Source organism: Exiguobacterium sp. s163 (assembly GCF_018617135.1).
Lineage (GTDB): Bacteria > Bacillota > Bacilli > Exiguobacteriales > Exiguobacteriaceae > Exiguobacterium > Exiguobacterium profundum.
The window spans coordinates 315754-338398 of sequence record NZ_JACSJN010000002.1 but is presented as its reverse complement, the minus strand read 5'-3'; the positions used below and the strand labels follow the sequence as shown (position 1 = coordinate 338398).

25 protein-coding genes are annotated in these 22645 nt (G+C 50.5%); 1 reads left to right on the top strand and 24 read right to left on the bottom strand.

The features are described from left to right. Window positions 1-18: 18 nt before the first annotated feature. The 16 genes from dprA to smc all read right to left on the bottom strand — a co-directional run bounded on the left by dprA (window position 19) and on the right by smc (window position 14939). A complete protein-coding gene (gene dprA, locus KNO71_RS08235; RefSeq protein WP_214687931.1) occupies window positions 19-813 on the bottom strand; it encodes a DNA-processing protein DprA in 795 nt (264 codons plus the stop codon). Window positions 814-863: 50 nt separating this feature from the next. Continuing rightward, on the bottom strand, window positions 864-1781 hold the full coding sequence (sucD, locus tag KNO71_RS08230) for a succinate--CoA ligase subunit alpha (protein WP_015881376.1): 918 nt from the start codon (window positions 1779-1781) through the stop codon (window positions 864-866). Window positions 1782-1793: 12 nt separating this feature from the next. Beyond that, window positions 1794-2954 carry an ADP-forming succinate--CoA ligase subunit beta gene (sucC, locus tag KNO71_RS08225; RefSeq protein ID WP_078146691.1) on the bottom strand — a complete coding sequence of 387 codons (1161 nt, stop codon included), beginning with the start codon at window positions 2952-2954 and terminating at the stop codon, window positions 1794-1796. 120 nt (window positions 2955-3074) lie between these two features. Beyond that, a complete protein-coding gene (locus KNO71_RS08220; protein ID WP_031421639.1) occupies window positions 3075-3335 on the bottom strand; it encodes an EscU/YscU/HrcU family type III secretion system export apparatus switch protein in 261 nt (86 codons plus the stop codon). Continuing rightward, a complete protein-coding gene (locus KNO71_RS08215) occupies window positions 3332-4186 on the bottom strand; it encodes a hypothetical protein (RefSeq protein WP_240499805.1) in 855 nt (284 codons plus the stop codon). The genes KNO71_RS08220 and KNO71_RS08215 overlap by 4 nt, the downstream gene beginning before the upstream one ends. Window positions 4187-4191: 5 nt before the next feature. Continuing rightward, window positions 4192-4944, bottom strand: a complete 753-nt coding sequence (locus KNO71_RS08210; RefSeq protein WP_078146689.1) for a ribonuclease HII — start codon at window positions 4942-4944, stop codon at window positions 4192-4194. 41 nt (window positions 4945-4985) lie between these two features. Further along, a complete protein-coding gene (ylqF, locus tag KNO71_RS08205; RefSeq protein ID WP_078146688.1) occupies window positions 4986-5846 on the bottom strand; it encodes a ribosome biogenesis GTPase YlqF in 861 nt (286 codons plus the stop codon). A 12-nt stretch (window positions 5847-5858) separates the two neighbouring features. Then, complete coding sequence (lepB, locus tag KNO71_RS08200; protein ID WP_015881370.1) at window positions 5859-6401, bottom strand: signal peptidase I; 543 nt, start codon at window positions 6399-6401, stop codon at window positions 5859-5861. An 82-nt stretch (window positions 6402-6483) separates the two neighbouring features. Beyond that, entirely contained in the window at window positions 6484-6837 is a 354-nt protein-coding gene (gene rplS / locus KNO71_RS08195; protein ID WP_015881369.1) for a 50S ribosomal protein L19, read from the bottom strand. A gap of 114 nt (window positions 6838-6951) precedes the next feature. Next, window positions 6952-7668: a tRNA (guanosine(37)-N1)-methyltransferase TrmD gene (gene trmD / locus KNO71_RS08190; protein WP_078146686.1), complete on the bottom strand. Its 717-nt coding sequence runs from the start codon at window positions 7666-7668 to the stop codon at window positions 6952-6954. Then, window positions 7658-8176: a ribosome maturation factor RimM gene (gene rimM, locus KNO71_RS08185; RefSeq protein WP_078146685.1), complete on the bottom strand. Its 519-nt coding sequence runs from the start codon at window positions 8174-8176 to the stop codon at window positions 7658-7660. Before rimM ends, trmD begins: the two co-directional genes overlap by 11 nt. Before the next feature lie 53 nt (window positions 8177-8229). Beyond that, window positions 8230-8505, bottom strand: a complete 276-nt coding sequence (gene rpsP / locus KNO71_RS08180) for a 30S ribosomal protein S16 (RefSeq protein WP_015881366.1) — start codon at window positions 8503-8505, stop codon at window positions 8230-8232. An 82-nt stretch (window positions 8506-8587) separates the two neighbouring features. Next, complete coding sequence (gene ffh / locus KNO71_RS08175; protein ID WP_031421628.1) at window positions 8588-9928, bottom strand: signal recognition particle protein; 1341 nt, start codon at window positions 9926-9928, stop codon at window positions 8588-8590. 11 nt (window positions 9929-9939) lie between these two features. After that, a complete protein-coding gene (locus KNO71_RS08170) occupies window positions 9940-10263 on the bottom strand; it encodes a putative DNA-binding protein (RefSeq protein WP_015881364.1) in 324 nt (107 codons plus the stop codon). A 96-nt stretch (window positions 10264-10359) separates the two neighbouring features. Beyond that, a complete protein-coding gene (gene ftsY / locus KNO71_RS08165; protein WP_015881363.1) occupies window positions 10360-11385 on the bottom strand; it encodes a signal recognition particle-docking protein FtsY in 1026 nt (341 codons plus the stop codon). Continuing rightward, window positions 11382-14939, bottom strand: a complete 3558-nt coding sequence (gene smc, locus KNO71_RS08160) for a chromosome segregation protein SMC (RefSeq protein WP_078146683.1) — start codon at window positions 14937-14939, stop codon at window positions 11382-11384. Before smc ends, ftsY begins: the two co-directional genes overlap by 4 nt. Window positions 14940-15053: 114 nt before the next feature. Here smc and KNO71_RS08155 point away from each other — a divergent pair, with 114 nt between their 5' ends. After that, window positions 15054-15248: a DUF1128 family protein gene (locus tag KNO71_RS08155; RefSeq protein ID WP_015881361.1), complete on the top strand. Its 195-nt coding sequence runs from the start codon at window positions 15054-15056 to the stop codon at window positions 15246-15248. 37 nt (window positions 15249-15285) lie between these two features. Here the strand turns inward: KNO71_RS08155 and rnc are convergent, their stop codons facing one another. The 8 genes from rnc to sdaAA all read right to left on the bottom strand — a co-directional run bounded on the left by rnc (window position 15286) and on the right by sdaAA (window position 22641). Beyond that, entirely contained in the window at window positions 15286-16002 is a 717-nt protein-coding gene (rnc, locus tag KNO71_RS08150; RefSeq protein WP_035387821.1) for a ribonuclease III, read from the bottom strand. A 123-nt stretch (window positions 16003-16125) separates the two neighbouring features. Further along, window positions 16126-16365, bottom strand: a complete 240-nt coding sequence (acpP, locus tag KNO71_RS08145; protein WP_015881359.1) for an acyl carrier protein — start codon at window positions 16363-16365, stop codon at window positions 16126-16128. Between the two features lie 58 nt (window positions 16366-16423). Continuing rightward, window positions 16424-17164 (bottom strand): 3-oxoacyl-[acyl-carrier-protein] reductase, encoded by a 741-nt coding sequence (gene fabG, locus KNO71_RS08140; protein ID WP_015881358.1) that lies wholly within the window; start codon window positions 17162-17164, stop codon window positions 16424-16426. Beyond that, entirely contained in the window at window positions 17157-18077 is a 921-nt protein-coding gene (fabD, locus tag KNO71_RS08135; RefSeq protein ID WP_078146682.1) for an ACP S-malonyltransferase, read from the bottom strand. Before fabD ends, fabG begins: the two co-directional genes overlap by 8 nt. An 18-nt stretch (window positions 18078-18095) precedes the next feature. Further along, entirely contained in the window at window positions 18096-19085 is a 990-nt protein-coding gene (gene plsX / locus KNO71_RS08130; RefSeq protein ID WP_214687929.1) for a phosphate acyltransferase PlsX, read from the bottom strand. Next, window positions 19082-19651 carry a transcription factor FapR gene (fapR, locus tag KNO71_RS08125; protein ID WP_015881355.1) on the bottom strand — a complete coding sequence of 190 codons (570 nt, stop codon included), beginning with the start codon at window positions 19649-19651 and terminating at the stop codon, window positions 19082-19084. The genes plsX and fapR overlap by 4 nt, the downstream gene beginning before the upstream one ends. Window positions 19652-19736: 85 nt before the next feature. Then, window positions 19737-21767, bottom strand: coding sequence for an ATP-dependent DNA helicase RecG (gene recG, locus KNO71_RS08120; protein WP_214687927.1), 2031 nt, complete (start codon window positions 21765-21767; stop codon window positions 19737-19739). Then, window positions 21754-22641 carry an L-serine ammonia-lyase, iron-sulfur-dependent, subunit alpha gene (gene sdaAA, locus KNO71_RS08115; RefSeq protein WP_074037281.1) on the bottom strand — a complete coding sequence of 296 codons (888 nt, stop codon included), beginning with the start codon at window positions 22639-22641 and terminating at the stop codon, window positions 21754-21756. The genes recG and sdaAA overlap by 14 nt, the downstream gene beginning before the upstream one ends. Between the last annotated feature and the right edge of the window lie 4 nt (window positions 22642-22645).

The following is a 22645-nucleotide window of genomic DNA, read 5'->3' as shown; positions in this document are numbered from 1 at the left end:
CATGTTCTCACTGGTTTGTCAACGTACAATCTTGAGATCTCGAATAATTTGATCGGAATTCGTCAATGGAATCGCTCCTTCTTCAATCAACCGGTTCGGTCCCTCCGCGAGTGGATCAAGGGGTGAACCTGGCACCGCAAATACCGTTTTCCCTTGCTCTAGAGCATGTCCGACCGTATTCATCGTCCCACTCTTTCGTCTCGCCTGTATAACGACCAACGCATCGCCAAGACCACTGACCAAACGATTTCTTTCCAAAAATTGAAATTTTTGAATCGGCGTGTTTGGTACATATTCACTAAGTAAGACTCCCTCTTGTGGAATCTGTAAAAGCATGTCTCGGTTCGCCTCCGGATAGAGCCGGTTCAGTCCAGCTCCCAGTACCGCCACGGTCGGTCGACGAGCGAGAAGGGCTTGGGCGTGGACGAGCCCGTCGATTCCGAGGGCGCCACCTGAAACAGATACAGTTTCTTCTATTAAAGAGTGATAGTGATTCACGAGCGGTTGACTGATACGATTCAACTCACGACTTCCGACCATCGCAGTCGTTCTTTCTTGTAGTACCTCTAAATCTCCATGATAAAACAAGCAATATGGAGGGTTGGGGATGTCGAGTAACCGTTTCGGAAACAAGTCGTCTTCCCATGTGACGAAATGTTTATACGACTCCGATGCGTGCCAGGCTCGTTCAGCCCGTCTCCAGACATGTTCAGAAAATTGTGTGCGATGTGCTCCGAGTGTCCCGTTTAAATAATGATGCACAAACTCAACTGGCATTCGTGCTGCAGCAAACCGAGCTATTGTTTGATTCATCACAAACTCTCCTTTAAAAAAATGAGGGATGCAAGCATCCCTCAAGATTCTCATGTCGTCGGTTGACCCGTGACACATGCTTCGTATAATCCTTGCTGTTTCAAGACACGAATTAACGTTTCACCGATAACCGCTGGTGTTTCAGCGACTTCGATTCCATTCGCGTTCAATGTCTTGATCTTCTCAGCAGCCGTCCCTTTACCACCTGAGATGATTGCACCCGCATGTCCCATGCGCTTGCCTTCAGGAGCCGTCTGGCCGCCGATGAAACCGATGACTGGTTTCGTCATGTTGGCTTTTACCCATTCAGCTGCCTCTTCTTCAGCCGTTCCGCCGATTTCCCCGATCATGATGACCGCTTTCGTGTCCTCATCTTCGTTGAACGCTTTAAGCGTATCGATGAAGTTTGTTCCATTGACCGGGTCTCCGCCGATTCCAACAGCTGTCGATTGTCCGATACCTGCTGTCGTCAACTGATGAACCGCCTCATACGTGAGCGTCCCAGAACGTGATACGATTCCGACGTGCCCTTTCGTATGAATGTAGCCAGGCATGATGCCAAGTTTCGCTTCTCCAGGTGTGATGATACCAGGACAGTTCGGTCCGATTAAACGAGCCGGTTTGTCCTCGAGATAGCGTTTCACTTGAATCATGTCCACAACTGGGATTCCTTCTGTGATACAGATGATGAGCTCGATGCCGCTATCAGCCGCTTCCATGATCGAATCTGCTGCGAAAGCAGGTGGAACATAGATGATCGATGCATTGGCACCAGTCGCTTCGACCGCTTCAGACACGGTGTTGAAGACTGGAACGTTGTCGAGGACCGTCGTGCCACCTTTACCAGGTGTGACACCACCGACTAATTTCGTGTTATATGCGAGCATCTGTTCACCGTGGAACAGACCTTGCTTCCCTGTAATCCCTTGAATGATTACTTTCGTATCTTTATCCGCCCAAATACTCATGTCGTTTCCCCCTTATCGAACAAGTGCTGCGATTTTTTCTGCACCGTCAGCCATCGAGTTGGCCGTCGTGATCGCAAGTCCAGATTCATCGAGAATGCGCTTCCCGGCATCAACGTTCGTTCCTTCTAAGCGAACGACGAGTGGTAAGTCGAGTCCGATTTCTTTCGTCGCAGCGACAATCCCCTCTGCGATGATGTCACACTTCATGATTCCACCGAAAATGTTAACGAAGATCCCTTTGACCTGGTCATCAGACAAGATCAACTTGAATGCTTCTGTTACTTTTTCTTTCGTCGCACCGCCACCTACGTCGAGGAAGTTAGCGGGTTCAGCGCCGTAATGCTTGATGATATCCATCGTAGCCATCGCAAGACCGGCACCGTTGACGAGACAACCGATGTTTCCGTCGAGTGCGATGTAGCTGAGGTCGTGTTTCGACGCTTCCACTTCACGTGGGTCTTCTTCCGTCGTATCACGAAGCGCAAGGATGTCCGAGTGACGATAGAGCGCGTTGCTATCGAAATTCAACTTCGCATCGAGCGCGATGACGTTACCGTCTTTCGTCGTGACGAGCGGGTTGATTTCCGCGATTGTGCAATCTGTCTCGACGTACACTTTGTACAACTTCATGACCATGTCACTGAACTTGTTGACGAGTTTCGTCGGGACTTCCATTTTGAATGCGAGACGACGCGCCTGGAATGGACGTAAGCCCACGACCGGGTCGACGATCTCTTTATGAATCTTCTCTGGCGTATGTTCAGCGACTTCTTCGATGTCCATTCCACCTTCAGATGAACCCATGATGACAATTCGGCCGATCGAACGGTCAAGCACGAGTCCTAAGTAAAATTCTTGGTCAATCGCGGAACCTTCTTCGATATAGAGACGCTGGACAACTTTTCCTTCCGGACCTGTTTGGTGTGTCACGAGCGTTTTCCCGAGAATCTCTGAAGCATATTGCTTCACTTCTTCATCTGTCTTCGCAAGTTTAACGCCACCCGCTTTACCGCGGCCACCTGCGTGGATTTGAGCTTTTACTACCTTCACTTCACCTTCAAGCTTCGCAGCAGCTGCCACAGCTTCTTCAACAGTAAAGGCCGGATAACCCGTCGGAACGGCTACCCCAAACTCTCTTAACAATTCTTTCGCCTGATACTCATGGATATTCATATGTTTTCCCCCTTAGTCCCCTTTAATATCGGCACGTCTATTGTAACGAAAAACTGAAAGCGCTGTCTATCGTTCTTGCTTTAAGTTTTCATCTTTTTTTCACATATATCCCTAGACAAATCAAATTTTATCCTGTTCCATCTGATAAAGAAAGACAAAAAGTTCGGCAATGACCTGATAAACGTCCTCCGGGATTTGCTCTTCGATGTTCAACGCCGACAGTAACGAGAGGAGCGCTGGGTCTTCATGAACAGGAACTCCGTTCGCTAAAGCAATCTCAAGCATCCGCTCGGCGACGATTCCCGTTCCCTTCGCTACGACGTGCGGCGCATCCATCGACTGCTCATAGGAGAGCGCAATCGCTTTCTTCTGGTCTTTCATATTTGGAGGTCCACCTTTCCGAGTGGCGCGAACGTAGCCGGAACATGTTCACGCTTCGCTTCATACGAAAATGAAGACAGTTCGAACGACACCTTTTTTAGGCCTTCTTTCAAAAGTGGTTCGTATGTACGGACGTATGGAGCCAAATCGTGTTGTTCATTGAATACACGTACGGACACGTAACGCTTTTGAATCAACACATCAATCCCGGTCTCACCATATCGCGGCGTTTCAAGAAACAAGACGATCCGCGCATGATCCGAGTCCATCGTCTCTCGTTTCGGGGCCTCTAGACGAAGTTGAACGTTTTCAAACGGACCCAATTGCGGTATGTGAAATGCTTGGGCGACGAACGGCGGGCTTTGGCTCGCGTTGAACGCTTCCTGCGCACGCACGAACTGCTCGAACTTCGGCTCACCTTTCGCTTTGAACAGTTCCCCGACGAGCGCCTTTACATCCTGACCTGCGCCGCTTTCTAACGCGTTTTTCCCGGCCGCCTTCACGGATTCTGGCGTCAGCATCGGCTCCCGCATCAAGCGTCCGAGCTGTTCTCCTAACGCTTGCAGCGGCGACTTGGCAGCCATGAGCGATTCCGTCGCTTGCGTGACGACTTTCAAGACGAGCTTCGGTTCGACGTCCGTGACGACCAGCTTATACGTGACGTTCTCTTTCACGTTCGCATTGACGCCGACCCGGAAAATCCCTTGGGGCAGTTGCATGACCGCCTCGTTGCCAGGTAAGAGCTGCAACACCTTTCCGACGACTGTGTTCCCTAGTAATAGCGGGCGTGACGTCTGTTCCGTCACTTTGAACGGCATCACCCCTTGATGATCGATCCGCAACGTGACCACTCCTTTCACATATGCTTGATGGGGGCGAACGTACGGCGATGAATCGGAGTCACCCCAAGGCGTCTTAACCCTTCTAAATGAGTCTCTGTTCCATATCCTGCGTTTTTCGCAAATCCGTATCCGGGATACGTCAAATCATATTCTTCCATCATCCGGTCCCTTACCACCTTAGCGACGACACTTGCCGCGGCTATCGACACACTGAGCGTGTCCCCTTTAACCAATGACTGTTGAGGGATGTCGAGCTCGAGTTTCATGGCGTCAATCAATAGGGCGTCTACTTCTCCGACTTGATGAATCGCCTCTGTCATCGCAAGCTTCGTCGCCTCATAGATGTTAATCTCATCGATTACCGCGGGCTCGACGATCCCGACACCGACCTCTGCGACCTCGATGATGTGTGCGTATGCCGCGTCCCTCGCCGCTTTGGTCATTTTTTTTGAATCATTCAATCCCGGGAGGTAGAACCCATCCGGCAACAAGACCGCCGCTGCCACGACCGGTCCCGCAAGCGGCCCCCGTCCGACCTCATCGACTCCGACAATTCGAGTGAAGCCTTCCGCCTTCCATTCACGTTCATACGTCATGCGACGTTCGAAATCGTCCTGTAACGCCCGTTCTCGCTCGAATTGGCGCTGTTTTTGCCGTAGCAACGTTTGCACGCCCGCTCGAGGGTCTCGTGACAAGGTCGGGAAGATGTATACCCATTCTTCATATCGGATGTCCTCTAGTTGTTGTTTAATCTGTTGAATCGTCACGGTCTTCCTCCTATTCAAAAAAGCCCTGTGTGCACAGGGCTTTACGCCATTTCGTGATCAGCCGGTGTCTCAAGGGAGATCCGTCCGATTTTTTCATGTCGTAGTTCATTTAAAAGTAGTTCGCTCGCCTTTTCGAAATCGACGTAACCACCACTGATGAGACCACGCTTTTTCCCGATCAACTCAAGGAGCTCCACGCCGTCCTCGGGTAACGTTTCAAGTTTGAATCGTTCCTTTAATTGTTCCGGATAACGAGCATGCAACTCGCGAACCGTATACAAGGCGATATCATCCAAGTTGAGAATCTCGTCTTTGATGGCGCCGGTCGCGGCTAGACGATATCCGACAAGTTGATCCTCGAACTTCGGCCAGAGAATCCCCGGCGTGTCCAACAGTTCCATCTCGCCGCCTTTCATCTTGATCCACTGTTGACGCTTCGTCACACCAGGACGGTCGCCCGTGATAGCAATGTTTCGTCCAGCGAGACGGTTGATGAGCGTCGACTTCCCGACGTTCGGGATTCCGATGATGAGCGCACGGATCGGTCCGGGGTTACGCCCCTTCTCACGCATCCGGTCATGCTTTTCTTTCATCAACTTCTGAGCACCCGTGATGAGCTGTTTTAAGCCTTTGCTATGCTTCGCGTCGACAGCGACAACCTCGACTTCTTCGCGTTTCAAGGCACGTAACCACGCCTCCGTCACGACGGGGTCGGCCATGTCTGCTTTGTTCAAGACGATGAGACGGGGTTTTCCCGCTGTAATCTCATCGACCATCGGGTTGCGACTCGACTGAGGCACGCGTGCATCTACGAGTTCGATGACGACATCGATTAGCTTTAATTTTTCAGTTACTTGTCTTCTTGCTTTGGCCATGTGGCCAGGAAACCATTGAATTGCCAAAAAAGCACCACCTTAATCTTCTACCGTGCCAACATCATCGAGTGGCCAGAAGATGAAGTTCGTCTTGCCGACAATCTCCTCTTTCGACACAAATCCGATCTCACGGCTGTCTTTCGAGTTCTGACGATTGTCTCCCATGACGAAGTATGATTCCTCTGGAACGACCGACTCACCCGTCACTTGTTCGAGTGTGAAGTTCTCCGTCAACGGGAACCCGTTCATCTGGGCACGAAACTCGTCTAAATACGGCTCTTCGACCGCTTCACCGTTAATATAAAGTACATCATCTCGATATTCGAGCGTGTCGCCTGGGATGGCGATGACACGTTTAATATAGTCTTTTGATTCAGTCGCATGGAATACGACGATATCACCTCGGTCTAGCTCCCCAACATAGTTCGAAATTTTACTGACGATCATTCGATCCGCATTGTGGAGTGTCGGCATCATCGACTCTCCTTCAACGATGACAGGAACGAAGATGAACGTCCGGATGACGAACGCGATGACAAGAGCGACCACGATGGCTTTTAGCCAACTAAACACTTCTTTCAACTTCACTCACTCCTCTATCCATTTGAACTTATTGTACTAGAAAAAAAGAAGCTTGTCGCAAGCGACAAGCTTAATTCCCATCTTAACGACGGATTTCTTTAATACGTGCTGCTTTACCGCGAAGGTTACGGAGGTAGTAAAGTTTCGCACGGCGAACTTTACCGTAGCGTACGACTTCGATTTGTGCAACGCGTGGTGAGTGAAGCGGGAATGCACGCTCAACACCTACGCCGTAAGAAATCTTACGGACTGTGAATGTTTCGCTGATGCCGCCACCTTTACGCTTGATTACAACACCTTCGAAGATCTGGATACGCTCACGCGTTCCCTCTACAACTTTAACGTGGACACGTACTGTGTCACCAGGACGGAAAGCAGGTACGTCCGATTTGAATTGTTCTTCTGTGATTTCACGGAACAGTTTTTGTGTGTTCATGAATCATATCTCCTTTTTCTTCAATGTTCATATCTTCATATGCCCAAGCATCCAATAGCGGAACATCGGTAATCGATGGGTTTAACCCACATGCTCAAACATAGCATATATTTCTCAATCGCGCAACGATTGCAGAAACTTTTTATCGACATCCGTCAACTCGACATGTTCGAGCAAATCCGGACGTCGTCGATACGTGCGTTCGAGCGATTGCTCTCGGCGCCATGCCTCGATCCGGGCGTGATTTCCCGACAAGAGCACTTCCGGCACGGTCAATCCACGAAAATCAGCCGGTCGTGTATAGTGAGGGTATTCCAAGAGACCAGTCGAGAACGAGTCGTCTTCATGGCTCGCCTGATCGCCAAGTACATCCGGAATGAGCCTTACGGTCGCATCAATCATGACCATCGTCGCGAGCTCTCCACCTGTCAAAACGAAATCACCGATCGACACCTCGTCGGTCGCCAGTTCATCATGGATCCGTTGGTCGAACCCTTCATAATGTCCACATAGAAAGACCAGATGTTCCTCCTTGGCCCATTCTTCGGCCATTCGTTGATTGAACGGTTTTCCGGTAGGCGTCGTGAGAATGACCCTTGGGCTCTTCGCCTCAAGGGAATGAAATGCATCAAAGATCGGCTGCGGCGTGAGCAACATGCCCGCTCCACCGCCGTACGGATAATCATCGACTTTATGATGCTTGTTCGTTGAAAAGTCCCGAAAATTGAGGAACGACATCTCCACTTGCCCGAGCGTCTTCGCCCGACCGACGATGGAGTGATCGAGCGCATGAAACATCTCGGGGAACAACGTCAATACATCAATCTTCATCGTCAATCATTCCAGGGATCGGCGTGATGACGACACGCTTCGCATCGACATCAATCTCTTGGACGACCGATTCGATATAAGGGATGAGCGCGTCCGACTTTCCTGGTCGTTTGATGACCCATACGTCGTTCGCTCCATTCGTTTCAAAGATGTCGTCGACGACACCAATGACTTCCCCATCCACGACAGCCTCACAGCCGATGATTTCATGATAATAATATTCGTGTTCGTCCAAGTCGTGGACGTGTTCGGCGTGGACATATAGTTTCAGCCCTTTATATTTTTCAATGAGATTGATATTGTCAAACCCTTTGAATGTGACGAGGTGAAACTGCTTATGAGGACGATACGTCGTGATCGTCATTTCCTGTTTCGTTCCGTCGACATCAAGAAACAACGTGTTTCCTTTTTTAAATCGCTCTTCTGGAAAGTCTGTCGCCGCCAAAATCTTCACTTCCCCTTTTAGGCCGTGCGTATTGGCGATTTTCCCTACATATAACCAGTCCATCTTTTTCCCTCCTCAACAAAATAGGCCGACCTCAGAAAAGGTCGGCCACATCATTACTTCGCGTTTTTCGCGTTGTGGAATTTCTCCATGATCCCTGCTTTAGAGAACAAGTTGCGTACTGTGTCAGATGGCTTCGCGCCGTCTGCCAACCATTTGAGAGCGAGTTCTTCGTTGATGCGAACTTCTGCTTCTGGTTTTGCAACCGGGTTGTAGTGACCAACTTGCTCGATGAAGCGACCGTCACGTGGTGAACGTGAGTCTGCTACAACGATACGGTAGAAAGGTGATTTTTTTGCGCCCATGCGCTTAAGACGAATTTTAACTGCCATGGTAATATACCTCCATCATGTGTTTAAGAATTGACAACTTTTATAGTATACAGCTTTTTCGTTCGACTGACAAAAGATTTTGTTAGAAGAATGGAAGGCCGAGACCTTTTTTCTTCCCTTTCATTTGTCCTGACATTTGTTTCATCATCTTCTTCATGTCATCGAACTGTTTGATGAGACGGTTCACTTCTTGAATCGAGCGACCGCTCCCTTTTGCGATCCGCTTACGACGACTCGCGTTGAGCACTTCCGGATTGGCGCGCTCATGTTTCGTCATCGAGCGAATGATCGCTTCGACGTGATCGAGTTGTTTCTCGTCGATTTGGACGTTCTTCAACCCTTTCATCTTACCTGCACCAGGTAACATCGAAAGTAATTCATCAATTGGTCCCATGTTTTTCACTTGGGCCAACTGTTCAATGAAATCATCGAACGTGAATGACGCGTCACGAATTTTGCTTTCAAGCTCCTTCGCTGCGTCTTGGTCCATCTGTGTCTCGGCTTTTTCAATGAGCGAGAGCACGTCCCCCATTCCAAGGATCCGTGACGCCATGCGTTCCGGGTGGAATGGTTCGAGGGCATCCAACTTTTCTCCGAGACCGACGAATTTAATCGGCGCTCCCGTGACTGCCTTGATCGAAAGGGCTGCCCCGCCTCGTGTATCTCCGTCGAGCTTTGTGAGCACGACCCCGGTGATTCCGAGTTTCTCATTGAAACTGTCGGCCACATTGACCGCATCTTGACCCGTCATCGAATCGACGACGAGGAAGATCTCATTTGGTTTGGCAATCGTCTTCACATTTTCGAGCTCGCCCATAAGCGTCTCATCGATATGAAGGCGACCGGCCGTATCGATCAACACGAAATCGTGATGATTTGTTTTTGCGTACTCGAGTGCCTTCGTCACAATCTCTTCCGGCTTCACTTGATCACCAAGTGAGAAGACCGGTAAATCGAGTTGTTTTCCGAGTGTCTCGAGCTGCTTGATTGCCGCCGGACGGTAAATGTCCGCCGCGACGAGAAGAGGACTTCGGTTATGCTTTTTACGAATCAAGTTCGCTAGCTTCCCGGTCGTTGTCGTTTTCCCTGCCCCTTGCAGACCGACCATCATGACGACTGTCGGTGGTTTCTGACTGAATGTGATCGGGACGACATCGCTTCCCATCAAGTTCGACAACTCTTCGTGAACGATTTTGACGACTTGTTGACCTGGCGTCAATGATTTCATGACATCCTGACCAACGGCGCGCTCCTTCACGTCATTGACGAATTGCTTGACGACTTTAAAGTTGACGTCGGCTTCGAGGAGGGCGAGGCGTACCTCACGCATCATCTCTTTGACATCGGCCTCCGAGATTTTCCCTTTACCGCGCATTTTTGAAAGTGTCGATTGCAATCGTTCTGATAATCCTTCAAATGCCATGCTTCAGCCCCCTACTCTAAATTCTCAAGCGCAGAAATCGTGGCGCTCACGTCATCGGTGAGCTCGACTTGACGTTTGAGGGTCTGAAGAAGTTGCTGGCGCTGTTCGAACTTTTCGAATAGGGCTAGCTTTTCCTCGTACTGTTCAAGCATCGTTTCTGTACGCTTTATGTTATCGTAGACCGCTTGACGGCTGACTTCAAACTCTTCCGCAATCTCTCCGAGCGAGTAGTCATCTAGGTAATAAAGAGACATATAGTTGCGCTGTTTCGGTGTGAGGAGCGCTTGATAGAAATCGATGAGATAGTTCATGCGATTCGTTTTTTCGAGCGTCAAACCTTTCACCTCCACATGTTAAGTGAAATCCCTTTACAACTACCTATAGTACAGCCGTGCCTAGTACTTGTCAAGTTTTTTTCTTAACAGCAAAACTTAGGCGAGGTCCTCGTTTGTGTCCTCTTTTTCTGTCAAAGCTTCCTCGTTCTTGTCTTCAAAAACGTCACCGAACAATCCAAGGACGAACTGTTCTGGATCAAACTCCTGTAAATCGTCAATCTTCTCTCCAAGGCCGACATACTTGACCGGGATATCGAGTTCGTTCCGAATCGCTAGGACAATTCCGCCTTTGGCCGTCCCATCGAGCTTCGTGAGGACGATTCCGCTCACGTTCGTCGCTTCTTTGAACGCTTTCGCTTGAACCATGGCGTTTTGACCCGTCGTCGCGTCTAATGCGAGCAATACTTCGTGCGGTCCGTTCGGTACTTCCCGCTCAATGACTCGTTTGACTTTTTCAAGTTCTTTCATTAGATTGACCTTATTTTGAAGACGTCCCGCCGTATCACAAATCAAGACGTCCATGTTGCGTGACTTGGCAGCCTGAACGGCGTCAAAGACGACTGCAGCCGGGTCAGATCCTTCCGTTTGACGAATGACGGGTACCCCGACACGTTCTCCCCATACTTGAAGTTGCTCGATAGCGCCGGCACGGAACGTATCACCTGCCGCGAGCATGACGGAACGCCCTTCAGATTTCAACTGGTGCGCCAGCTTGCCGATGGTCGTTGTCTTTCCGACACCATTGACGCCGACAAACAAGATGACCGTGAGTCCGTCCTGCATATTGAGTTCACGGTCCGATTCATCCTCTTGGAGGCGGTTCGCCACCACTTCGACGAGTGCGTCACGCACCGCGACCGGGTCCTTCAGATTACGTCGCTTCACTTCTTCTTTCAAATCTTCGACGAGGTCCATCGTCGTCGTGACGCCGACGTCCGCTTGAATGAGTAAATCTTCGAGTTCATCGAAGAAATCTTCATCCACCTCGCGGAAGCGATAGACGAGGTCGTTGACGGCACTTGCAAAGCCGTCACGTGTCTTCGTCAACCCCTCTGTAAACTTCTGTGACACCTCTTGGGTAGATGTCGTCAACTTCTCTTTTAATTTCTTGAAAAAGCTCAACGTGATTCCTCCATCTCTTCATCCATTTCAACGACACGTTTTGCTTCAGACAGTTCGACCGATAATACCTCGGACACCCCGTTCTGTTGCATCGTGACGCCATATAGTGTGTCCGCCGCTTCCATCGTGCCTTTACGGTGCGTGATGATGACGAACTGCGTGTCGATCGACAACGTCCGAATGTATTCTCCGAAACGATGCACGTTCGCCTCGTCAAGGGCCGCCTCGACCTCATCGAGGACACAGAACGGTACGGGACGCGTCTTCAAAATCGCAAACAATAAGGCGATGGCCGTCAGCGCACGCTCCCCACCAGACAACAGACTGAGCGTCTGTAACTTTTTACCCGGTGGTTTGGCGACGATTTCGATTCCTGTGTTCAACAAATCCGATTCGTCGACCAATTTCAAATCCGCTTCCCCGCCACCGAAGAGCTCGGTGAACGTCTGTTTGAAGTGCGCCCGGACGCTCGTATAGGTCTCTTTGAAGAGGCGTGTCACTTCGCGGTCCATCTCGGCGATGATCTCATATAAATCCTCTTTTGCACTGACGAGGTCATCCCGTTGCTCGGATAAGAATGTGAACCGTTCATGGACACTATCAAACTCTTCGATCGCATTCAGATTGACCGGTCCGATCTCTTCGATTTGACGAACGAGCAACTTGAACTCCTCTTTCGCCTCTTCTAGTGGGATCTCGAGTGCCGGCAATAGTTCTGCAACGAGTCCATTCTCTTCTAATGCATCGAGCTTCCATTGTCGTTTCAGCTCGAACTCTTGTTTTGCCGTTTCGAGTTTTCGGACGACAGCTTCTGCTTGACGTCTTGCCTCCGTTGCCTGATCGACCCGTTGACGTATGATCCGATACGCCTCTTCGTTCGTCTTGAGTGTTGCCGTCACTTCTTGAAGCCGCTCTTGAATTTCTGTGAAATCCAGTTTGGCAGTAGCAAGCGTCGCCTCAAGTTCCATAGACGACACGACTTCTCCACTCTCGAGCCGCGTCAGTTCACGCTCCATCTGATCGCTTCGTTCCTGCAGACGATTTTGTTCGGTCGTCAAACGGTCCAATTCATATCGGACCCGTTCTTCTTCGAGCGTGTGCCGCTGAAGATCGAGCTCGTTTTGACGAAGCATCGATTCCAGTTGGCCCGTGCTCTCAGCACTTTTCGCCTGCTCGGCCCGAAGCGATTCGAGACGAGAACGAATGTCAGCTTGTGCGCGGTCCGTATCGGCCAATTCAATCGTCAGTCGCTCTAATTCGGCAGTCGCTGTCTCGATCGTCCGCTCGTAGCGCATCATTTCATGATCGAACAGTTCAAGTTGTGACTTGGCATCGAGCGAGGCACGTTCCGCAGTACGGTAGGCTGACTCGACTTCACGGAGGTTCGTTTCAACGGAACGTTTCTCATCCCGAAGTTCAGATAATTGATGCGTAATGTCCGTCAACTGTTCTGTATACTCTTGAAGACGTGTTTTTTGTTCATGCAACATGGCGAGCCCTTGGGTGAGACCTTGTTTCAAGTCATCCAATTCGCGCGACTGCGTGAACAGGGCCACGCCCTGCTTGCGACTACCACCCGTCATCGAACCACCGACGTTGACGATGTCCCCTTCTAACGTGACGACACGGAAACGATAACCCGTCGATTGGGCGATGCGGTTCGCGACTTCAAGTGTCTCCGCCACGAGCACTGAACCGAGCAACGACTTTTTCAACGTCTCGTATGATGCATCTGTTTCAACGAGTTCCGACGCCACCCCGACAAATCCGTTCATCGAGTCGAGTCGATCGAACACGTCACTCGGCACGAATCTCGGTTTGATCGTCGTCATCGGCAAGAATGTCGCCCGTCCTGCGTTGGCTTTTCGTAATTTGTCAATTTCACGGCGCCCCACTGACTCATCTTGTACGACCACATGCTGCTGTGTCTGCCCAAGTGCCGTTTCGATTGCCGCTTCATACGAAGGACGGACACGAATCAATTCGGCGACAGCACCAAGGACACCTGGTGAGCGGTCTTTTAAGACGAACTTGACCGCATGGAAATAGCCTTCATACGATTGCTTCATCCGTTCGAGCATCTCGATTCGGTCTTCCGTCTTCTGACGGCGGCGTTCGAGATCGTAATAAGACGATTCGGCTCGGGTACGTTTTTCACGAATTGACGTCTCTTCGTCCCGAAGTTCCGTCTCTTTTTTACTCAGTTGTTCAAAGCGACTTTGCACCACTTCATACTGTTCTCGAGTCGTCAAAAGCGTCGCTTCCTGCGAGGAACGATCCTCGAGACGATGTTTGTTCTCGCGAAGAAGGCGTTCTTTCGACTCGACGGCGACATCGATATCTCGTTGTTCCCGCTTTTGTTGGTTACCGATTGTCGCTTTCGTTGTCGCGAGTTCAAACGCCTCACTTTGTAACGCTTCAATTTCAGCATTGAAATCACGAGAGGCGGCTGTCAACTGTTGTTGAAGCGTCTCTCTCGTCGCAGTCGTTTGTTTCAACGTGTTTCCTTTTTGGTCAAGTTCTTCACGAACGACCTTCAACCGCGCTTCAAGCTCGGTCATCTCCGCACGTACTTCTTCGCGTTGACGGATGAGTCGTTCTTTCATCTCGGCACCATGTTCTTCTTGTGCTTTTGCGAGCTTGATGTCACCCGTCAAGCGCTCGACATAGGTCGAGTGCTCCCGTTCGTTTTGGTTGAGCTCTGTCAATTCTTCACGCAGCTCAGCAAGCGTTGCTTCGAGCCCGCTACGTTCCTCCGTGAGGTCACGTACCGAACGGTCACAGTCAGATAACTGTTGAACCGATTCCACGTGACGTGCCGACACTTGTTCAATCTCCTGTTGGAGCAATTGAATTTCTGCGCCCATGATTCCCGTTTCGAGTTCATCATGCCTCGCTTTGGCGACTTTGTACTCCCGCGCGAGTGCAGCCTGTTCACGGAGCGGTTCGACCCGGTCCGCCAACTCGAACAGAATGTCGTCGACTCGGGACAAGTTTAATTCGGTGTCCTGTAACTTGCGTTCAGCCTGTTTTTTCCGCTGACGATATTTCAATACACCGGCTGCCTCTTCAATGACGGCACGGCGATCTTCCGGTTTCCCAGAAATGACTTGTTCGACCCGCCCTTGACCGATGATGGCGAATGCATCTCGTGAAAGACCTGTATCCATAAATAAATCAATCACATCTTTTAACCGACATGGTTTTTTATTCATAAAATAGTCGCTGTCCCCACTTCGGGTCACGCGACGGGTCACACTCACTTCTTCATATGGGAGACGCAACTGTTCGTCTCGATTATCGAGGACGAGCGTGACTTCGGCGACATTTCGGTGATTCTCTCCTTCACTTCCGGCAAAGATGACATCTTCCATCTTGGCACCACGAAGTGATTTGGCCGACTGTTCTCCGAGTACCCAGCGAACAGCGTCCGATATATTGGATTTCCCGCTCCCGTTCGGCCCTACTACAGCCGTGACGCCGGGACGGAAATCTAATTCAATTCGCTTGGCAAATGATTTAAAGCCAGCGAGTTCGATTCGTTTTAAGTGCATCGTGACCATCCTATCCGCAGTAAGCATTCATCTGTATATTTTACCACAGTTAACAGTTCGTCAAAATGCCCGAATCATGCTATTCTAAAAAGAACTGTAGAAAGGGGAATACAGATGACGAATGAACAGATGATTGAAGCCATTTTGGATAAAATGAACATTATTAACCGCGGTGCAATCAAAGCGGAAGAATATAATGCGGCTGATCCGTCAGCGGTGAAAGAGATTTACGAGTACGTGATGACACGCTCTTCGCTCTCTTTGTCGGAAGTCGATGGTATCGTCGAAGAACTCGGTCAATTGACATGAAAAAGGAGTGGACCCCCAAGCGGTCCACTCCTTTCGTTTATAAATCTGCGTAGCGCCGATTAAAGGCAATAAGCGCTTCTTTAGCAGCCAATTGCTCGGCTTCTTTTTTCGAACGTCCGACCCCTTCACCGACGATGTCGTCGCTGAGGCGTGCATGTGCGACGAATTCCCGGCTATGCGCCGGTCCGCGTTCCTCGATGATTTCATACGAAACAGGTCCGAGTCCTTCCCGTTGAACGCTCTCCTGTAACTGGCTCTTGAAATCGGTCTGTTCTTCAAATACTCCCGCTAAGACTTTCGGAAAAACCGCTTCGGCGAGGAATCGTTCGACGGCCTCAATTCCCTGGTCTAAATAAAGAGCACCGATATAGGATTCGAACACGTCGGCAAGCAGTGCCGGACGTTTTCGTCCACCGGTCAACTCTTCACCTTTCCCAAGCAAGATGAAGTCAGAGAAAGCATAAGCTTCCGCAAAATTCACGAGTGACGGTTCACATACGATCGCCGCTCGTAATTTCGTCAATTCCCCCTCGGAGCGCTCCGGATAAGTCTCATAGAGAAAGCGAGATACGGTCAGTTCTAAAACAGCATCCCCTAAAAATTCTAAACGTTCATTGTCTTTTCGTAACCCGCGTTGCTCATTCACATAAGATGAGTGTGTGAACGCCTGCATCAACAAGTCGTGATTCGAAAATTGAACGTCTAACCGTTCTTCCAATGATTTAAATAGTTCCAAGATGCGTGCTCGTTCCATCTCCTGACGCCGACGTCGCTGCGCCGACCCTTGACGGTCAAACCGTCGTTTGTCTTTTGTCATAGTTCCCTCCATGAATAAGCACAAGCCCACCGCCCGGAACCGAGCGGTGGGATGGCTTGATTACAATTTTGTTTCGATGTAAGCCACTACGTCGCCAACAGTCGCGAGCTTCTCAGCGTCTTCGTCTTCAATCGTGATGTCGAATTTGTCTTCGAGGTCCATCACCATTTCCATTACTTCAAGTGAATCCGCACCAAGGTCATCCTTGAACGATTTCTCTGCTGTGATTTCAGATACGTCTTTCCCGAGCTTCTCAGCAACTGCTTCTTGTACGTCTACTAAAATTTGTTCTTTTGTCATGATAAAATCCCTCCAAAGGTAAGTATATTAAATGTCAGTCTGTTGGTAAAGTTCTCTTTTACGCCATCGTCATGCCGCCATCGACGGCAATCGTCTGCCCGGTCACATAAGCTGCTTGTTCCGATGCGAGGAAGGAGACAAGGTTCGCCACATCCTCCACCTGTCCGAAACGGTTGAAAGGAATTTGCTCGAGTGTAGCCTCTCGTTGCGCATCTGTCAAGGCATCGGTCATATCCGTTTGAATGAACCCTGGACAGACGGCATTGACCGTCACGTGACGTCCCGCTAGTTCGCGCGCCACCGATTTTGTCAATCCGATCAACCCTGCTTTTGCAGCCGCATAGTTCGCTTGTCCTGCATTACCGGTAATCCCAACAACCGAGGCGATGTTGATGATTCGACCTGCTTTCGACTTGAGCAAAGGTCTCGTGACGGCTTGCGATGTCAAAAAGGCGCCTTTTAAGTTCGTCGACAGCACATCTTCGAAATCGGCTTCTTTCATTCGCATGAGTAACCCGTCACGCGTGATCCCTGCATTGTTGACGAGACAATCGACGCGTCCGAACGTATCGACTGTCGTCTTGACGAGCGCTTTGACATCGTCAGCATTCGATACATCTGCTTTCACGGCGATGGCTTCGCCGCCTGCCTCCGTGATCATGGCCACGACATCATTCGCTTTTTGTTCACTACCCGAGTAGTTCACGACGACCCGAAAGCCATCTTCCCCTAAACGTTTCGCGATGGCCGCCCCGATTCCCCGGGACGCTCCCGTCACGATCGCCACTTGATCATGCACGTACTTCTCCTCCTAACGAGGCGACTTCTTCGAGCGTAGTCGCCTTTTGAATCGAAACGTTCGAGTCGATTCGTTTAATCAATCCTGAAAGCGGTGAAGATGGACCGAACTCGATGAACGTGTCTACGCCGTCTGCAATCGCCTTCCGTACACAATCTTCAAAGCGGACAGACGAATACAGTTGTTTCGTCAATAACGCCTTCAACTGTTCAGGGTCACGATGCACCGCTGCGTCCACGTTCGAAATCATGTCGACGGAAGCCGCTTCAAATGGCGACGAGGCGAGGACATCTTGGAAACGCGTTGCCGCCGGCATCATGTAGGAACTATGGAACGCTCCAGATACGTTTAACGGCAATACCCGCTTCGCACCGGCAGCCTTCAATTCCACGCCCGCTTGTTCGACCGCGTCGACATGCCCTGAAATCACGAATTGACCAGGACAATTCAAGTTGGCGATTTGAACTAAATTCCCGCTCGCACTGATCTTTTCAGTGATATGGAGCGCCTCTTGAAGATCGGTCATCCCGACGACTGCCGCCATCGTTCCATCCTTCACTTCAGACATCAACTGCCCACGTGCTCGGACGAGGACGGTCGCCTCTTCAAGATCGATGACACCCGCACTGACGAGCGCCGCATATTCACCGACACTATGCCCGATGACGACATCTGGTGCCGCACCGCTCTTCGCATAGGCTTGCGCGAGGAGCGAAGCGTGCGCCACGATGGCCGGCTGTGCAATTTCCGTTTCTTGTAGGTCTTCCTTCGACCCGGATGACATGACTTCAAGAAGGTCAAATCCGAGTCGACGTCCGATTGCTTGAAGCGTTTCAGGGTGATTTAAAAAGGTTTGTCCCATCCCAACGGCTTGGGAACCTTGCCCCGGAAACACCCATGCTACTTTCCCCATATCTTCACCTGCTTTCGCTTAGTCTATGGCTTTGGCACGCTTGATTTTTTCCACGACATCGTGATCTACCATGATTTTCGCCTGTTTCAACGCACTCATGATGGCGAGTGCATCGCTCGACCCATGCGCCTTGATGACCGGCGCATTGATCCCGAATAATCCGGCTCCCCCGTGTTCGCGATAATCCAGCGTTTCTTTTAATCGTCTCAATTTCGGTTTTAAGATGAGAGCGGCGAGTTTAGATACAAGGTCACTCGTGAATTGTCCTTTCATCATCTTCATGAGCATCGAAGAGGAGCCCTCCACACCCTTTAACAAGATGTTTCCCGCAAATCCTTCGGTCACGATGACGTCCACGTCACCTGACATCGCTTCACGCGCTTCGACATTCCCAACAAAATGGACAGGTGCCTGTTCAAGGAGGGGGAACGCTTCTTTTGTCAGCGCATTTCCTTTACCAGCTTCTGTCCCGATATTGAGAAGGGCGACACGCGGTGTTTTGATGCCACGCACATGTTCCGCATACAGTGAACCCATAATCGCATAGTCGACGAGGTGTTCAGCTTTTGCATCCGGATTCGCTCCGACATCCAGGACGACGACACCACTACCAGTATATGTAGGGAACGTCGGAGATAATGCCGGACGCTCGATTCCTGGGATCCGTCCGATGATGAAAAGAGACGCCGCCATCAATGCGCCGGTATTCCCGGCAGACACGAGAGCATCCGCTTTTCCTTCTTTGACGAGCTGAGCTGCCACGACGAGCGAGCTGTCCTTCTTACGGCGCACCGCCCGTACCGGTTCGTCTTCGCCTGTAATGATCTCACTGGCTGGAACGACCGTTACTCGAGGGTCATCAAGACCGTATGAGGCAATTTTCACCTCATCACCGACTAAAAAGAGTTCCATCGACTCGTTCGGATATTGCGCGACGAACCGTTTCACACCTTCTACAATCGCCTTCGGTGCGTGATCGCCACCCATTGCATCAATCGCTAACTTCATGCTTGCTCCTCCTCACCACGTCGGTAAATCGTGAAGTCGCCATCAAAGACGCACTCCTCACCGACATAACTTTCAACTGTGACGTCCGTTCTCCCGTCCCCTCGTAGTTTCATCACACGAGCCTTGGCAACGACTCGCTCTCCAAGATGGACTTGGCGACTGAAGCGAATATCCGCTTTAGTGGTCAACGCCAATTCATCATTGATGAGCGCCACCGCTAACGAGTTGGCTTGCGCGAACAAGACATGTCCACGGGCAATCTCGTTGCGGCTAAAGACGTGTTCTTTTTCTATATCGAGGACTGAGATCGCAGAGTCATCTAGCTTCAAGTCAATCATATCACCGATGACCTCGCTCATTGAAAGCGATTTGACTTCATCGAGATGTTCGGAAGCCACATGTTTGATCCGTTCCCTCACTTCCGGAATTTTTAATTCCATCCGGTCGAGTCGAATCGTCTGGATGCTGACAGAAAACTGTTTTGACAGTTCTTCGTCTTTGATGAACGGGTTATGCTCAATCGTTTCTTGTAACAAGCGTTGCCGCTCTTTCTTAGGTACCCGCATTCAGTTCCCTCCTAAACTAATCGCTAAAGAACTTAATACCTGGTACTAATAGCAGTATATATTCTTTAGTCGTCATTTTCAAGTACTATTCTAACCTTTCCCCAACGAGAAGGTCGAGTTGTTTCAAATAACCACGTAACCCTTCATATTGAGCGTCATGCCAAAAGGCGTCGCTCCCAAGAAGTTTCACGGCATCTTGCATGGCCACTTCCATCACTTTCAAATCGAGAACGGGATCGGCGACCCGGAAACTTGGGAGACCACTCTGTGCGGTCCCGAAGAAATCACCAGCCCCACGTAACTCTAAATCTTTCTCCGCCAATACGAACCCATCGTTCGTCTCCGTCATCGTTTTCAGTCGAACTTTCCCGACATCTGACTTTGGGTCCCCGACGAGGATACAGAACGATTGATGGGCACCACGACCGACACGGCCACGCAACTGGTGTAATTGCGCGAGACCGAAACGCTCAGCGTCATGGATGATGATGAGTGAAGCGTTTGGAACGTTCACCCCGACCTCGACGACCGTTGTGGAGACGAGAATCTGTGTCGCGTTGTCGGCGAATGATTTCATGACCTCGTCTTTTTCTGTACTCGATAGCTTCCCATGCATCAGACCAACACCATAGTTCGAGAAGCGTTCTTTCAACAGCTCATACAGTGCCGTCGCACTCTCCACTTCTAGTGTATCCGACTCCTCGATGAGAGGTGCAATCACATACGCTTGACGGCCGAGTGCAAGTTCCCGATCGACCATTGCATGCACACGATCGATCTGGTCGTGTTTCGCCCAATACGTTTCAATCGGCTTTCGTCCTTTTGGCATCTCATCGATCGTGGAAACATCCATCTCTCCGAACGCACTGATGGCAAGCGTCCTCGGAATCGGCGTCGCGGTCATATATAAGACGTCCGCGAATTCAGCTTTATCGCGAAGTTTCTTCCGTTGTTCGACACCGAATCGATGTTGTTCATCTGTGATCGCCAAATGTAAATTCGAAAATTCGACCGGTCCTTGGATGAGCGCGTGCGTCCCGACGATGATGTCGACGTCACCCAATCGGATTGCCGTCAGTAGGGCTTCGCGCGCCTTCCCTTTCACCGAGCTCGTCAGGAGGGCGATCGTGATGCCAAACGGTTCAAATAATTCCTGTAACGATGTCGCATGTTGTTCGGCAAGGATTTCTGTTGGCACCATCAAAGCCCCTTGATACCCGGCCGTCACAGTCGCATACAAGGCAATCGCGGCAACGACGGTCTTCCCGCTCCCGACATCCCCTTGTAACAATCGGTTCATCCGTTCTGGTTTTTCAAGGTCAGATACGATTTCACGGATGACCCGTGTTTGGGCTCCTGTTAACGGGAATGCGAGCCGTTTGACGAATTCATTCAATTGATGCTTATCGAGGTGAAGGGCCCGACCGTTTCCTGACCGCTCCATTTTACGAAACGCCTGTAATTTTAACTGATACATGAGACACTCTTCATAGACATAGCTTCGTCTCGCCAGTTTATAGGTCTCAACCGTATCCGGGAAATGCATCCCACGAAGCATCGTCATCCGGTCAACTAATCGATATCGGTCGCGAATAGTATGCGGGACCTTTTCGGGCAGATCGTTCACCTGTTCAAAAGCGAGTTTAACGATTCGACTGAAATTCTTTTGTGTCAGTCCGGCACGCAATGAATAAATCGGTTGCAGTCCGCCTGACGGGGTACCAAATTCAAGGTCGGTCGCGCTGATCGTCATCCGGTTCATGTCCCATTTCCCTTTGACCGTCACCGTCTCCCCAATCACCAATTTTTCTTTATAGAAGGCACGGTTGAACATCGTCACTTGGACGGCGTATCGGTCTTCGAGTAACAACCGGAACTGGAGACGATTTTTCCCTTTACTATAGTAACGAACGAGCGGTTCGCCTTGGACTGTCCCGCTCCATTTGACGAGGTCGCCGTGCACAGCCGTCGTCACCGTCCCACTATTATAATTCTCATAACGAAACGGGACGTGCTCAAGCACGTCCTCGATTCGAACAAGTCCCATCACTTCTAACTTTTTGGCCATCTCTGGCCCGACCCCTTTCAGCGTCGTCAGTTGATCATTGTTTTGCATCTTCTTTCGCTCCAAATATATTTCGTTCGAGGCGACGAGCCGTCGGTGTATTGGCAAGTCCACCTTTAGCGGTTTCTTTTAAGGCCGTCGGCATCATTTGGCCCACTTCATGCATCGCCGAGATGACTTCGTCACAAGGAATACGTGAGGTAATCCCCGCGAGCGCCATATCTGCTGCGACAATAGCGTTGGCACCGCCCATGGCGTTTCGCTTGACGCATGGAACTTCCACCAGCCCCGCCACAGGATCACAGACGAGACCGAGCATATTTTTTAGGGCTATCGCAAATGCCGTAGCCGACTGGTCCGGTGTCCCGCCAGCTGCTTCAACGATGGCCGCGGCTGCCATGCCTGTCGCCGACCCGACCTCGGCCTGACATCCACCAGCCGCCCCTGAAATCGAGGCGTTGTTCGCCACGACGAATCCGAACGCACCTGACGTGAACAAGTAACGGATCATCGCGTCGCGGTCCATTTCTAGACGATCTTTTACCGCAAACAACGTTCCTGGTACGACGCCCGCGCTTCCCGCCGTCGGTGTCGCACAGATTCGTCCCATCGCCGCGTTCACTTCGTTCGTCCCAATTGCTTTCGAGACGGCATCTAAAATGAGGTCTCCCGCGAGCGACTTGCCTGAACGAATATACTCTTGCATGAGTACGGCATCATTCCCCGTCAATCCCGTAACCGACGTGACACCTTGGAGTGCGCGTTCGACCGCCTCCTCCATCACTTCAAGATTTCGGTCCATCATCCCGATGATGTCCTCGCGACTGGCACGTCTGACGTGCATCTCCTGCTCAATCATCACTTCAGAAATCGGGATGTTCCGTTCTGTTGCAATCGTCACTAATTCTTCTACTGATTTAAACATCACA